We start from the raw sequence: 13,440 nt of genomic DNA on the forward strand, positions 1-13,440 counted from the left end.
GGAGAGCCAGACAACTGGTGATCAGAACCCAACCACCACCGAAGTGGCACATCAACCTTCACACTGAGACCGGCGGGGGATGCCGATGCGCGGATGTCGAACCTTGGTGGTTCTCCCGTTGATCGAGTAGCGGCGAACGAAGTGAGTCGCGTATCGAGATCGGCGCTGCGCACGATGAACGCGATTCTGTGCCCGGTCGGCGTCGGCCCCGACAGATCAGCGAGTGTGGACAGCGCACAACCACACCTGAGCACCTCGCGCGTGGAACTGGCCACGGACGAACTGCTCAGGTGTGGTTGTTGCGTTGGTGTGCACCGAGATCGGTGCTGAGAGTAGAGGGTGGAGTCGACGACTCAGGAGCGTCAGGCTCGACGCCACTCATCCTCGTCGGCCCACTCTTCCACCGGATCCCGGCGATCCGCCGAGTCCTCCGACCCGGACAACTCGCGCTGCAAGCTGTCGAAGTCGGTGTTTGGAGTGGAGTACTTCAGCTGACGAGCAACCTTCGTCTGCTTTGCTTTCGCCCGGCCGCGGCCCATATGGGACCCCCTCGCACAATGACGGGGCGGCCAAACACTTGGCGGCCCCGTTCTCTAGGTAATGAATCTGTCGTGGCACCAGTTTAGCGCGCTCGTTCCGATAATGCGGATCGCCCTGCCGACTGTGCCGCAGCGAGTCGGGAAGTGGATCGTCGGGTCAGGCGTGGGCCAGTTTGCGCGAGGCCTCCCGTCGGACCTTGGGACCGAGGTCCTCGTAGGTCAACAGGGTCGTGAGAGCGTCCGCGTCGGCCTCGGCACCGGTCACGAGATCACGCACGGTGACCAGGTGATCGGGTCGATGGACGACACGCACCGCGTCTCCGGCGCCGACGCTGCCCGGGGTGACAACCCGCAGGTAGGAGCCGGTGTCGCCGCGCTCTAGAAAGCGCTTCACCCACTTCTCTTCCTCGGCCCACGCGGCAAAGGTACGGCAGGGCGCGCGAGGAATTGTCGTCTCGACGACGAGCCCGTCGTCGCCGATCGCCCAGCGTTCCCCGACCGCCGCGTCGGTGATCGGCAGTCCGTCGATCCGGAGATTCTCGCCGAACCAGCCGGGCGGCAGTTCGCGGCCGAGTTCGTCGGCCCAACGAAGCGCCTCGCGTTCGCTGTAGGCGTACACCGCCTGCTCGATGCCGCCGTGGTGCTTGGTGTCGACGACGTGGTCGGGCACCAGCCCCAGTTCTCCGACGGCGATGCGGCCGGCCAGCGGCCGCTTGTCGATTCCGCTGGCCCCGATCTTGTCGAGGATGACGTCGTCGGTTGCGGCGCACACGGCGAGCACGACGCCGGTCGTCGGATCGTCGGTGGCCGCCACTAGGAGGCCCCGCCGTGGCGGAGCCGGTCGATCGCCGCGCGGCCGGCCTGGACGCGCTCGTCGTCGCGGACCGAATCCGGATCGATCCGGGCGCTCACCGGGCGCTCGCCGTCGACGAGCAGGTCGACCTCTGGACCGACGGACCGTTTGACCAGCGCCAGTGCGATCGGACCGAGCTCGTAATGGTCGACGACCGTCCCGACCCGGCCGACCACGCGTCCGCCTGCCTTGACCGGATCGCCGGTGGACGGTCGCTCGTCTGTGCTCCCGTCGAGATGGAGCAGGACGAGGCGACGTGGGGCCTTGCCGAGGTTGTGGACCCGCGCGACGGTCTCCTGTCCGCGGTAGCAGCCCTTGTCGAGGTGAACCGCCCCCAACTCGTCGGGGCCGCCGATCCAGTTCACCTCCTGCGGGATGGTGCGCTCATCGGTGTCGACACCGAGTCGGGGGCGCATTGCGGCGACCCGCAGCGCGTCGTGAGTCCAGGTGCCTGCCATCCGGGCGCCGGCGTCGGTGAGTTGTGTCCACCACGCCTCGACGGAGGATTCGGGAATCACCAGGTCGATCACGGGCAGCCGGGCGCCCTCGCCGATCGGCGGCATCACCCGCCAGAATCCGAGTGGCTCCTCTTCGTGGTGGAGTTCGGGCAGGTCGCCGGCGGTATAGACCGGGGCGTCGGGGGTGAGGTCGATGAGGTCGGCGATCGGACCGTGCACGATGTCCGGACCGATCAGTGTGAGAACCGCCATGTCGGGTCGGGCGCCCGGTTCGACCTTCGCCCAGAAGACCATCTTGGAGAGGAAATCCAGCAGGGCCGGCCCGCGCCGACCCTCGCAGTCGACCCAGGTCACCCCGTCGACATCGGTCAGCACGAAGTGTTCCTCGACCCGACCGTTCACATCGAGCGACAGGTTCTCGGCGCTGGTCCGATCCGCCAGGGACGCCACATGTTGGCTGGAGATGGTGTGCAGCCAGGTCAGTCGATCGGCACCCGGCAACTCGATCACGGCCCGGTCCGAACGGTCGACGACGGCCGCGGAACGTTCGGCGGTCCGCTGCTCTCCGAGGGGATCTCCGTAATGCCATGCGACGTCGACGAGATCGTCAGAGCCGTCCTGGGGTGGCCCGGGCACGGCGCCCTGAGTGGAATACCTGGTCAGAATGCGCGACGCGGTCACATGTCGAGTCTACGGGGCGACACGAACCGGCGAGTGCCGGTCATGACGGACGGACCTCACCTAGCCTCGACTCCATGGCGCAGCAGCAGATCCTGGTCACCCTCGACGGCACGGTGCACGATCCGGATGTCCCGTTCCTCCATGCCGACGATCTGGCGGCGGTCCGTGGCGACGGTGTGTTCGAGACCCTGCTGATCCGCTCCGGCCGAACGCGGCGCGTCGGTGCGCACCTGGATCGCCTCCAACGGAGCGCGGCGATGATGGATCTGCCCGAGCCCGACCGTGACGCATGGCAGTCGGCGATCGAGGTGGCCGAGAAGGAATGGTCGGTCGCGGGTGGCGACGGCGAGGCGTGGCTGCGGCTGGTCTATTCGCGTGGGCGGGAGAGCGTGCCGGAAGCAGGGCCGACGGCGTATTTGGTCGTGGGTGCCGTTGCCGAGCGAGTTCGACACGTGCGGTCGGAGGGACTCTCGGTGGTGACGCTCGACCGCGGCTACTCGACTGACCTCGCTGCGACCGCGCCGTGGCAGCTCCTCGGCGCCAAGTCTCTGAGCTACGCGACGAATATGGCGGCGCTGCGTCATGCCGAACAGCAGGGGTTCGACGACGTGATCTACCTCAGCAGTGAGGGAGCGGTGCTGGAGGGGCCGCGATCGACGGTCGTCACCGTGACCGGGAAAACTCTGGCCACGCCGCCCCCGGAGACCGGCATCCTGCCCGGGACCACACAACGCGCAGTCTTCGACATCGCGGAGCAGGAGGGCTGGACGACGGCCACGCATTCCCTTCGACGAGCCGACCTCATCGGTGCCGATTCGGTCTGGCTGATCAGCAGCGTCACGCTGGCCGCGCGCGTCAGATCGCTCAATCGGTATGTGATGCCGACATCAACGACAGATGACGAATTCGCTGATTTGGTGGACCGCGCGATTTGCGTTGACTGACAATGGGAGCGACGTTCGTTCGTTGTCCGGTGATAGGTCACCGGCCGGCAGTGGACGGGATCCAGACCACAATTTCATCCAGGTGCGATCAGGACTTTGGGTGCTTGAACTTGCCCATCCGTGCAGCGTAGCGTGGGTCGGGTACGACTACTACGAAACGTAGTAGGTGACGGTTCGGCAATCAGGAGGTCGCACACCGCGGCCCGGCTCGTGCATCGCAGCCCGATGCACCGACTCTGATAGAGGCGACATGGACGCTCTTGATGTCTCCCGATGGCAATTCGGGATCACCACCGTCTATCACTTCATTCTGGTCCCACTGACCATCGGTCTGGCACCGATGATCGCTGTCATGCAGACCGTCTGGCACGTGACCGGCAACGAGCAGTGGCTGCGCGCGACCAAGTTCTTCGGGAAGCTCTTCCTGATCAACTTCGCGCTGGGCGTGGCCACCGGCATCGTGCAGGAATTCCAGTTCGGCATGAACTGGAGCGAGTACAGCCGATACGTCGCCGATGTGTTCGGTGCGCCACTGGCCTTCGAGGGGCTGGTCGCGTTCTTCCTCGAGTCGACCTTCATCGGTCTGTGGATCTTCGGCTGGGGTCGTTTGCCGCGACGAGTTCACTTGGCCTGTATCTGGCTGGCCGCGATCGGCGTCAACGCATCTGCCTACTTCATCATCGCCGCGAACTCGTGGATGCAGCACCCGGTGGGTGTGGAGTGGGACAATGAACGCAATCGTCCGGCGATGAACGACTTCGGGGCGGTCCTCACCAACAACACGACCCTGGCGGCATTCCCGCACGTCATCGCGGGCGCCCTGCTGACCGCCGGCACCTTCGTCGCGGCCGTAGGTTGTTGGTGGATGGCCCGGAACATGTGGCGGGCGAAGAAACTTCGCGTAGCCATCGAGACCGGGGACACCTCCGAGATGCCGACGACGACGTCGCCCAGTCAGATCGACGCCACGCCCGAGGACCTCGAGCAGGACGCTCGCCGAATGTGGCGCCCGGTGACCCGGTTCGCGCTGTGGGTGACCGTGGTCTCGGGCGTTGCCCTGTTCATCACCGGCGACATCCAAGCCGAGATCATGTTCGAGCAGCAGCCGATGAAGATGGCCTCGGCGGAATCCCTCTGCAACACCGAGACCGGTGCCGCGTTCTCGGTGCTGAGTGTGGGTAGGCAGAACAACTGCGACAACATCCACCCGGTGATCGAGATCCCCAACATGCTGTCGTTCCTGGCCAATCGCGACATCCACAGCACGGTGCAGGGGGTGAACCAGCTGCAGGTGCAGTACCAGGAGGCGCTCGACATGCCCGGGCAGAACTTCGCCCCGAACCTGTTCGTCACCTACTGGGGATTCCGGGCGATGATCACCTGGGCACTCGGGTCGGCCGTGCTCGCGCTGGGCGGACTGTGGCTGACGCGGAAGAAGCGAGTCGTCGAGTCGCGGAAGTTCGGCCTGCTGGCGCTGTGGATGATCCCTACCCCGTTCCTGGCCAACAGTTCCGGCTGGATCTTCACCGAGATGGGTCGTCAGCCCTGGGTGGTCGCGCCGAACTGGGCCGAGAATCTGGACCCGTTGCAGATCCACATGCTCGTCCAGGATGGTGTCTCCAATCATGTCGCGGCGACGGTCTGGGTGACGCTCATCGGTTTCACGGTGCTCTACGGGGCACTCGGAGTGGTGTGGTTCATGCTGCAGCGCCGCTACATCATCGAGGGGCCGGCCACCTACGATGCGATACCACCCGACGAGCCGTCGCCGGACGATTCCGATTCCGGTGAGCCCAAACAACTCTCGTTCGCGTACTGAGGAGATGACCGATGGGGCTGCAGGAGTTCTGGTTTCTGATCATCGCGATACTGTTCGTGGGCTATTTCGTGCTCGAGGGCTTCGACTTCGGGGTCGGCATGCTGATGCCCTTTCTCGGCCGCAGCCATACCGGTGGTGACGAGAAGGTCGCGCCGTCTGAGGATCTCGCCGATCCGGACAGGCGGCGCCGGGCGATCCTGAACACCATCGGGCCGGTGTGGGACGGCAACGAGGTGTGGTTGATCACGGGGGGCGCCGCGATGTTCGCGGCATTCGGCGGCTGGTACGCGACGATGTTCTCGGCCTTCTACCTGCCGCTGTTCCTGATCCTGGTCGGACTCATCACCCGTGTGTGCGCGATCGAATGGCGGGGCAAGATCAATTCCCCGAGGTGGCGTGCATGGGCCGATGTCGGAATCGGGCTGGGTTCCTGGATTCCGGCGATCCTGTGGGGCGTTGCGTTCGCGAACGTCATCCGGGGTCTCCCCATCGATGCGGATGCGCAGTACACGGCCGGGTTCTTCAATCTGCTCAATCCGTACGCGCTGCTCGGCGGTTTGACGACGTTGCTGGCCTTCCTCACCCACGGCGCGGTCTTCCTGGCACTGAAGACGAGCGGTGTGCTGAAACAGGACTCGATGAAGTACGCATCTCGTCTGGCGATACCGACGTTGGTGGTCGCGGCGGCCTTCCTGCTCTGGACCCAGTTCGCGTACGGCAACGGCTGGACGTGGATTCCGGTGTTGATCGCGGCCGTGGCGGCGGTGGTGATGGTGCTGGCGACCCGGGTGCAACGAGAGGGCGTCGCGTTCTTCGCGACCTGTGTGGCGATCGCCGGGACCGTGGGCACCCTGTTCTCCGTGCTCTACCCGAATGTATTGCCGTCCACGACGGATTCGGCCTACAACCTGACCATCGACAACACGTCGTCGAGCCACTACACGCTGACGATCATGACCTGGGCCGCGGTGCTCATCACACCGGTGGTGATCGCCTACCAGGCCTGGACCTACTGGGTGTTCCGCAAGCGGATCTCGGTGGAGCAGATCCCCGCACCGACCGGTCTTCCGTCGCTGCGCGTGCCGACTGAATGACGCGGGCCGCCAGTACCTCCGCGCCCACCGGGGAGCCCGACGTCGCGGAGGAGAGCGCACCGCCGCGGCGCGCGGGACCCGTCGACCCACGCCTGCTGCGTTATTCGCCCGCCGCCCGCGGGTACGTCGTCGTCACGGCGGTCTTCTCGTTCGCCGCATTGATCGCGATCATCGTGACGGCGGCGATGGCGGCCTCGATCGTGTCCGAACTCATCGTCGATCCCGGTCGGCGATCCGTTGGCGCCCAACAGATTCACCTCTTCGTTCTGGCCGGTGCAGTGGTCGCTCGCGTGGCGATGACCTACCTGCACGACCGGTACGCGCAACGGGCATCCGCGCGGGTGATCGCCCAGTTGCGCGCACGCGCCCTCGACGTGCTGACCGACCCTGCGACCACGCCACCCCGCGACCTCCTCGCACGACGAGAACACGCGAGCACCGTGTTACTGCGCGGGCTCGACAGCCTCGCACCGTATCTGTCGGGTTACCTGCCTGCGCTGATCGTCACCGTCACGGTCATCCCGACGGTGGTCCTCGTCATCGCTCTCACCGATTGGCCGTCGGCGCTGGTCATCCTGATCACGCTCCCGCTGATACCGCTGTTCATGGTGCTGATCGGGTTGATGACGCGGGATCGAACCGACCGCAAACTCCAGGCGATGAGTCGTCTGAACGCCCAGCTGCTCGACCTGATCGCCGGCCTTCCGACGTTGCGTGCACTGAACCGGTCACGTGGGCCGGCGGAACGAGTGGCCCAACTGGGGCGCGCCCACCGACGAACCACGATGTCGGCGCTACGGGTCGCATTCCTGTCCGGCGCCGTCCTCGAATTGCTTGCGACATTGTGTGTGGCGCTGGTGGCGGTGGGCATCGGAATCCGCCTCGTCTACGGCGAGATGAGTCTGTACGCAGGTGTTCTCGCACTGATCCTGGCTCCGGAGGCCTACCACCCGCTCCGGCAGGTCGGAGCCCAGTTCCACAACTCGGCGGATGGGGTGGCCGCGGCCGGCGAGATCGTGGAGTTGATCGAGGCGGCCGGCGCCCCGGCGCCGCCTTATCCCGGACATCGCACCTGTTCGGTTGCCGGGCAACAGATCACCCTCCTCGACGTCGGTGTCCACGGTCGAGACGGATGGGCTCCCCATCGGCTCGCTGCGACGATCGACCCGGGCCAGATGACAGTTCTGACCGGGCCGAACGGGGCGGGGAAGTCGACCACGCTGCTGGCCGTCATGGGGCTCATCGAACCCGATGAGGGTTCGGTGCTGGTCGGTGCGATCTCGGTCGCCGAACTCGACCCGGCCGCATTGCACGAGCAGATCGCATGGTTGCCGCAGCTACCGGTGATCGTCCCCGGTACGGTCACCGAGAATCTCGAGCTGTTCGGGATACTCGACCCGGCAGCGCTGCGACGTGCATCGGAGGCGACCGGTTTCGACGACGTCGTCGACGAACTGCCGGACGGTGTGGAGACCATGCTCGGCGCGGGTGGCGTCGGGCTCTCGGCAGGCCAGCGTCAGCGACTCGCGCTCACCCGGGTACTGGCCTCACCGTCGCCGCTCGTCCTCCTCGACGAGCCGACCGCGCATCTCGACGAACGGTCCGCGGCGGCCGTGCTCGATGTGCTCTCGGCCCGGGCGCGCGCCGGCGACACCGTCGTGGTGATCGCCCATCAGCCGCTCGCGCGCGCCCACGCCGACCGGATCGTCGAAATCGGTGGGGTGCACCGTGGCCACTGAACCCGGGCGCACGGGTACCGATCACCGCGAGGGCACGGCCGATCCCTTGCGGCGCGCCTTCGCGTTCCTCGGGTTGCGGGGTCGGCCGCTGGCGAAATCGATCCTGCTGGGGGTGGGTGGATCGCTGTCGGCACTCGGCTTGGCGGCGCTGTCGGCATGGCTGATCACCCGGGCGTGGCAGATGCCGCCGGTGCTCTACCTGTCGGTGGCGATCACGTCGGTTCGGGCCCTCGGGATCTCGCGCGGGGTCTTCCGGTACCTCGAGCGTCTGGCCACCCACGACCTCGCCCTCGGTGCGATGGCGACGGCGCGTGAACGCGTCTACCGCAGGCTCGCCGCGGGAGATCCCGCATACTCGGTGACGCTGCGCCGCGGTGACCTGTTGGCCCGTACCGGTGACGACATCGACGAGATCGGCAATGCCCTGATCCGGGGTGTGATCCCGATCGCCGTCGGCGCGGTGACCGCTGTTGCCGCGGTGCTCATCATGGGCCTCGTGTCGTGGTGGGCGGCCCTGATCCTCGCGGTCGCGTTGGTGGTCAGCGGGCTGGTCGCGCCGTGGTTGGCGGCGCGCGGCTCCGCGCGATCGATCGGTGATTCGTCCGAGGCCGCGACCCGCTCTTCGGAGGCGACCCTCGCCGCGCTCTGGCACGCGCCGGAACTGACCGTCGCGCGGCGTCGGGAGCATGTTCTCGCTGTCGCCGGGGCCGCCGACACCGAAGCTCTGGCGTCGGCCGATCGGGGCCTGCGTCACGAGGCCGCGGCAGCCGCCGCAACGCCACTGTCGGTGGGCGTCTCGGTGCTGGCGGCCTGCCTGATCGGGATCGAACTCGTGTCGTCGGTGCCGGGTTCGTTGGCGTCGGTCGCCTCGGGGGAGGGGCTCACGCCGATGATCCTCGGCGTCCTCATCCTGCTGCCGCTCTCCGCCTTCGAATCGACCGGACCGCTGACCGAGGCCGGGATTCAGATCGAGCGGAGTCGCCAGAGCGCCGCACGGGTCATGGCGCTGGTCGATGGCGCGGGCGTGTCCGAGGCGGGCTCGGAGCCCGACGGAGTGCCCGTGCACGACCGGGGACCGTGGGATCGCGACATCCATTCGGGTCCGGTGACGGTCGACGTCGATGCACTGCGGTGGGGTTGGTCGTCGACGAATGTCCTCGGTCCCGCCGACGGGCTGTCTGTTCAGTTGCCGCCCGGGGCGCGGATGGTGGTGGTCGGGCCCAGCGGATCGGGGAAATCAGCACTCATGCTGACCCTGGCCGGGCACTTGGCGGCTCACGCGGGAACGGTCGGCTGCCGTGATGCCGCCGCCGGCTCCGTCGACCTGCGCTCGGCGGTCTGCTATGTCGCCGAGGAGGGCCACGTCTTCTCCACGACGGTCCGGGAGAACCTGCTGGTCGCCCGGGGTGATGCCAACGATGCCGAGTTGTCGGCGGCGCTCGACGCGGTGGGCCTGCGGTCGTGGATCGACGGGCTGCCCGAGGGTATCGACACCGCCCTGACCGGGGGAGCGGACGCGGTCAGCGGCGGTCAGCGACGTCGGCTGCTCCTCGCCCGGGCCTTGCTGCACCCGGCGCCGGTGGTGCTGCTCGACGAACCGACCGAGCATCTCGACGCCGACGACGCGGCAGTGCTCCTGCGCCGGCTCGTCGCCGCCGACGGTGGGCTGTTCGGTCCGTCGAGGACCGTCGTGATCGTCACGCATCATGCTGGGGCGCAAGATCTTTCCATGGTCAATCCGAGTTGTGTGGTCCTCGAGATCGAGCCGGTCGCGGCCCGGTGAAAAAGACGTTGCCGCCCGGTCGCGGGCAGGCGTATCTTCGGCTGTACACGAGGAAGGAGGTGGTTCGAAGTTGTATGACTATTGGACACGTGAGGTGACCATCCGCTAGCGCGGATCGTGGCATTCACTGCCACGGGAGTGCGCCGAGAGGCCGCACCCTCCGTGCCGGCGAATTCCAGATGGTCACCCGACCCCCGTACCCCGATCGAGTCCGATCGGCCCCGGCCCCGCTGACGGGCGGTACGGGGGTCGTTTCCGTCCAGGGCCGTTTCGGTCCGGGAGTGACCCCCCGAATCCGGCATGTGTAACGCGCGTCACCGCGATCCCGATCGGTTATTCAAGTAGTCGACTACTCGTGCTCGGACACCGACTCCGGCGTGAAATTGACACCAGTCCGTGATCGAACCCGATCAGGCCCGACCCATCCGGACCGGGTCGCGACACGAACCACAGGCGACCGAACTTCTTCGGCGAGGGAGACCGACATGACCGCGACACATGCTCACGTGGCATCCGATCACGATGCATCGAACGTGCCTCGCATGCCCGTGGGCCTCCCGCACGAGATCATCGCCGATCAGGTGGACACCGAGGTCCGGGCCCGATTCCTCACCCCCGACGATGCGGATTGGACCAACGACGGCGCGGCCACCTGGACGCCCGGCCACGTCTCGGGTCTCACCTACTCGCACACATCGGGCTCCGATCAGCTGGTCCTTCACAACCGGGGCGCCTGTGACCTGGGTGTGCTGTCGACCCCGGAGTTGCCGCGCACCGACGGAACGGTGTTCACGCATCTGCCGTCGGGGGCGTCGGTCGATCTGCCCGTCGCCGAGTCGCACATTCTGCAGACGGCCCGGGTCGGCGGCCGGCCGGTCCTCGTCGGACAGGTCGTGTCCGGGCGCGATCCGGAGAGCACCGAGCCGTTGTTCATGCTCGACGGCCCGGCTCCGGACGAGGTCGACTGGGCGGCGCTCGACCCCGGCGATGACTACTGGAAGCCGGGTGATGTCGACTTCGGCGTGCCGACGGCCCCTCAGTTCGTGTTCGCCGATCCGTTCGCGCACGGTGTCCATCACACGCGCATCGACGGTGAGGTGGCGATCCACAATCGCGGTGACAGCGAGGTGGCAGTGCTGACCGTCGGCGCCGACGGCCCGCTCGACCTGGTGGTCGCACGTCCGGGCGAGTCGGTTCCGATTCCGCCCGGAGACGCCGTCTGCTACGTTCAGGCGCCCCGAACTGATTGCAGTCCAACGCTGTTGGGTGTCATGTGGCTGCGTTCGGGCGAGCTGATGCCGAGTGTGCTGCCGATTCCGTCGCGGCGTGATCACCTCGACTACCACTACTTGACCCCGTGGAGCGCCGACTGGGATTGCGGGTACCCACAGCAGATCCATCTCGACGCCGAGGCGAGCGGCGTCACCTACCAGTACCGGGCGAGTGCGGACCGGATGACCATTCGCAACACCGGTGACGAGCCGATCGCCGTGATCTACAACCGTGCGGGTGAGCGGGTCGTCGCCGAGGTGACGGCGGGCACCCGGATGACCTTCCCGGTGTGTGCGGACGCCGACACCGGTCAGGTGTTCTCCGTCGTCGGCGAGCGCGTGGACAGCCGACCGGGCCGGTCGGCGAGCTTCGCGTCGTCGGGCGCGGTGATACCGGGAACCAGCGGGAAACCGGGTACCGCAACCAATTACGGTTCGGTCGTGATCATGCTCGGCACGGTGGTCTACAGCGCCGTGCCCAAGAAGAACCTCTACCTGGCGTGGTCTGACCGTCGTCGGTGGTTGCGGCGGTCGGCCGGGTGAGCAAGCCGCTACGTCAGCCGGCGTAGCGACGGAGTTTGGCCGACATCCGCGGGATGAGATCGCCGTCGGCGTCGACGCGTTCCTCCACATAGGCGAGGTCGCCGTCCTCGACGAGTCCGTAGAGTCGTTTTCCGCCGCCGGTACGACGCCCGGAATCGGCCTTGATCACCACGTCGGTGGCGAGTTCCCACGAGGTCTGCGTCAGGGGCTGACCGTAGAACAGTTCGATCGAACCCTCTGCGTGAGCCAGCAGCAGTTCGATGTTGTCGTCGTCGCCGATCCGCCAGAACCCGGTCTCACGTAGGTCGGGACGAACGAAACGTGCATCGTCGTCGATCACCCACGACCGGGCCTGCCAGTTGAGGAAGTTCTGACCGTCGTGACTGACGATGATCTGTTGAGCGAAGTGGTAGTCCACGCCGGTGTCGGGATCGTGTCCCTCACCCTCGCCCTGCCAGACGCCCACCATCGGCAGGAGCGCGAGGAGGCCGGAATGCAGGTCGGCGCCGTGGCGGAGATTGGCGGTGTCGTGGGGGAGCGGGAGCTCGCCCCACTCGGGGAGATTGCGGTCCGCGGTCTCCTGGGCACGCTCGGCTGCCTGGTTGATCGCGTCGTCGCCGGACCGGCGCGCCGCGCCGTCCGGTTCATCCGCAGGCTGGCTCACGACTCGTCGTTGATCAGACGGTAGAGGACGTAGACACCGAACCAGGCGATCAGAATCGATGCCAGAATCAGCAGGATCTCGAAGAAAATGACCACGCGGAGAGTTTAGCGCGCGAGTTGTGCCGCCATCGAACCGAGGTGGTCTCGTCCGATGCTTGGATGGTGACATGAGCGATGAACAGCGCATCTCGACGGCGAGCCGCCGGATCGCCGCCCCCGCCGAACGTATCTTCGAGCTGATCGCCGACCCGGCGCGCCAGCCCGAGTGGGACGGAAACGACAATCTGTCGGAGGCGCCGCCCGGCCGGCGGGTGACCGCGGTAGGCGAGGTGTTCGCGATGACCCTGACGACCGGTGCTGTCCGGGAGAACCACGTCGTCGAGTTCGAGGAAGGTCGGCGGATTGCCTGGAAGCCGTCGGAGGAGGGCTCCGAACCGCCCGGCCATCTGTGGCGGTGGGAACTCGAGTCCGACGGCGACGCGTCGACCCTGGTGACCCACACCTACGACTGGACCGATCTGGAGGACCCGCCCCGCCTGGTCCGTGCGCGCGCCACGACGTCTGATCGGTTGCTTTCGTCGATCGACCGGCTCGCCGGGATCGCGGAGGCGCCGTAGGCAGCATGGGTTTCGGTCGATCAGTGCGTCCGACGATCCTCATCTGCTCATCCGCGCAAGGACGAAGGCCCCCGGGGCGGAACCCCGGGGGCCTTCGGTCGCGTGGAGCGATCTACTTCTTGACGACGATCTACTTCTTGACCACGATGTCGTGCTCGTGCACGCCGGGGCCTTCCGGCGAGATGGTCACGTCACCGTTGCCGACCGACGACAGCGCGCGCAGCGTCCACGTGCCGGGGGCGGCGAAGAAACGGAAGTCGCCGGTCGGGCTGGCCACGACCTCGGCGGTGAACTCACCGGTCGAGTCGAGCAGCCGGACGAAGGCGCCGGCAACCGGCGTGCCCTCGGAGTCGTTGACCTGACCGGTCAGGACGGTCTCCTTCTCGACATCGACACCGGCGGGCAGCTTCTGCCCTTGCTTGGGTGCAGCACACAT

At 66.9% G+C, this 13,440-nt stretch carries 13 protein-coding genes; 7 read left to right on the forward strand and 6 right to left on the reverse strand.

Going from position 1 to position 13,440, the window contains the following annotated elements:
- The 4 genes from ACLQ3I_RS23110 to ACLQ3I_RS23125 form a co-directional block, all read right to left on the reverse strand.
- Positions 1-275 (reverse strand): hypothetical protein (locus ACLQ3I_RS23110; RefSeq protein ID WP_425805136.1); only part of this gene is annotated, 275 nt, incomplete at its 3' end.
- 87 nt (positions 276-362) lie between these two features.
- Positions 363-539 (reverse strand): DUF3073 domain-containing protein, encoded by a 177-nt coding sequence (locus tag ACLQ3I_RS23115; protein WP_425789207.1) that lies wholly within the window; start codon positions 537-539, stop codon positions 363-365.
- Between the two features lie 157 nt (positions 540-696).
- Positions 697-1,353, reverse strand: a complete 657-nt coding sequence (locus ACLQ3I_RS23120) for an MOSC domain-containing protein (protein WP_425805139.1) — start codon at positions 1,351-1,353, stop codon at positions 697-699.
- On the reverse strand, positions 1,353-2,531 hold the full coding sequence (locus tag ACLQ3I_RS23125) for a YgfZ/GcvT domain-containing protein (protein WP_425789203.1): 1,179 nt from the start codon (positions 2,529-2,531) through the stop codon (positions 1,353-1,355). The genes ACLQ3I_RS23120 and ACLQ3I_RS23125 overlap by 1 nt, the downstream gene beginning before the upstream one ends.
- Positions 2,532-2,605: 74 nt before the next feature.
- Between ACLQ3I_RS23125 and ACLQ3I_RS23130 the strand changes: the two genes are divergently transcribed.
- The 6 genes from ACLQ3I_RS23130 to ACLQ3I_RS23155 all read left to right on the forward strand — a co-directional run bounded on the left by ACLQ3I_RS23130 (position 2,606) and on the right by ACLQ3I_RS23155 (position 11,724).
- Positions 2,606-3,475, forward strand: coding sequence for an aminodeoxychorismate lyase (locus ACLQ3I_RS23130; RefSeq protein ID WP_425805141.1), 870 nt, complete (start codon positions 2,606-2,608; stop codon positions 3,473-3,475).
- A gap of 250 nt (positions 3,476-3,725) precedes the next feature.
- A complete protein-coding gene (locus ACLQ3I_RS23135) occupies positions 3,726-5,294 on the forward strand; it encodes a cytochrome ubiquinol oxidase subunit I (RefSeq protein ID WP_425805143.1) in 1,569 nt (522 codons plus the stop codon).
- An 11-nt stretch (positions 5,295-5,305) separates the two neighbouring features.
- Positions 5,306-6,388, forward strand: coding sequence for a cytochrome d ubiquinol oxidase subunit II (cydB, locus tag ACLQ3I_RS23140; protein ID WP_425789197.1), 1,083 nt, complete (start codon positions 5,306-5,308; stop codon positions 6,386-6,388).
- A complete protein-coding gene (gene cydD / locus ACLQ3I_RS23145; protein ID WP_425789195.1) occupies positions 6,385-8,127 on the forward strand; it encodes a thiol reductant ABC exporter subunit CydD in 1,743 nt (580 codons plus the stop codon). Before cydB ends, cydD begins: the two co-directional genes overlap by 4 nt.
- Positions 8,117-9,910, forward strand: a complete 1,794-nt coding sequence (cydC, locus tag ACLQ3I_RS23150; protein WP_425805145.1) for a thiol reductant ABC exporter subunit CydC — start codon at positions 8,117-8,119, stop codon at positions 9,908-9,910. Before cydD ends, cydC begins: the two co-directional genes overlap by 11 nt.
- Before the next feature lie 542 nt (positions 9,911-10,452).
- A complete protein-coding gene (locus ACLQ3I_RS23155; protein WP_425805148.1) occupies positions 10,453-11,724 on the forward strand; it encodes a hypothetical protein in 1,272 nt (423 codons plus the stop codon).
- Positions 11,725-11,737: 13 nt separating this feature from the next.
- On the opposite strand, the gene ACLQ3I_RS23160 is transcribed toward ACLQ3I_RS23155, so the two are convergent.
- Positions 11,738-12,388, reverse strand: coding sequence for an FABP family protein (locus ACLQ3I_RS23160; protein WP_425805150.1), 651 nt, complete (start codon positions 12,386-12,388; stop codon positions 11,738-11,740).
- A 166-nt stretch (positions 12,389-12,554) separates the two neighbouring features.
- Here ACLQ3I_RS23160 and ACLQ3I_RS23165 point away from each other — a divergent pair, with 166 nt between their 5' ends.
- Positions 12,555-13,004, forward strand: a complete 450-nt coding sequence (locus ACLQ3I_RS23165; protein ID WP_425805152.1) for an SRPBCC family protein — start codon at positions 12,555-12,557, stop codon at positions 13,002-13,004.
- Positions 13,005-13,134: 130 nt separating this feature from the next.
- Here ACLQ3I_RS23165 and ACLQ3I_RS23170 read toward each other — a convergent pair whose 3' ends face one another.
- Positions 13,135-13,440: a DUF1416 domain-containing protein gene (locus ACLQ3I_RS23170; RefSeq protein WP_161060271.1), complete on the reverse strand. Its 306-nt coding sequence runs from the start codon at positions 13,438-13,440 to the stop codon at positions 13,135-13,137.

It is taken from the genome of Gordonia sp. DT101 (genome assembly GCF_049844895.1).
Classification (GTDB): domain Bacteria; phylum Actinomycetota; class Actinomycetes; order Mycobacteriales; family Mycobacteriaceae; genus Gordonia.

Coding starts and splice junctions, on each gene's coding strand:
- ACLQ3I_RS23135 (WP_425805143.1), top strand. CDS start 3,726: ATGGACGCTCTTGATGTCTCCCGATGGCAATTCGGGATCACCACCGTC.
- ACLQ3I_RS23165 (WP_425805152.1), top strand. CDS start 12,555: ATGAGCGATGAACAGCGCATCTCGACGGCGAGCCGCCGGATCGCCGCC.
- ACLQ3I_RS23130 (WP_425805141.1), top strand. CDS start 2,606: ATGGCGCAGCAGCAGATCCTGGTCACCCTCGACGGCACGGTGCACGAT.
- ACLQ3I_RS23170 (WP_161060271.1), bottom strand. CDS start 13,440: ATGTGTGCTGCACCCAAGCAAGGGCAGAAGCTGCCCGCCGGTGTCGAT.
- cydD (WP_425789195.1), top strand. CDS start 6,385: ATGACGCGGGCCGCCAGTACCTCCGCGCCCACCGGGGAGCCCGACGTC.
- ACLQ3I_RS23115 (WP_425789207.1), bottom strand. CDS start 539: ATGGGCCGCGGCCGGGCGAAAGCAAAGCAGACGAAGGTTGCTCGTCAG.
- ACLQ3I_RS23155 (WP_425805148.1), top strand. CDS start 10,453: ATGCCCGTGGGCCTCCCGCACGAGATCATCGCCGATCAGGTGGACACC.
- cydB (WP_425789197.1), top strand. CDS start 5,306: ATGGGGCTGCAGGAGTTCTGGTTTCTGATCATCGCGATACTGTTCGTG.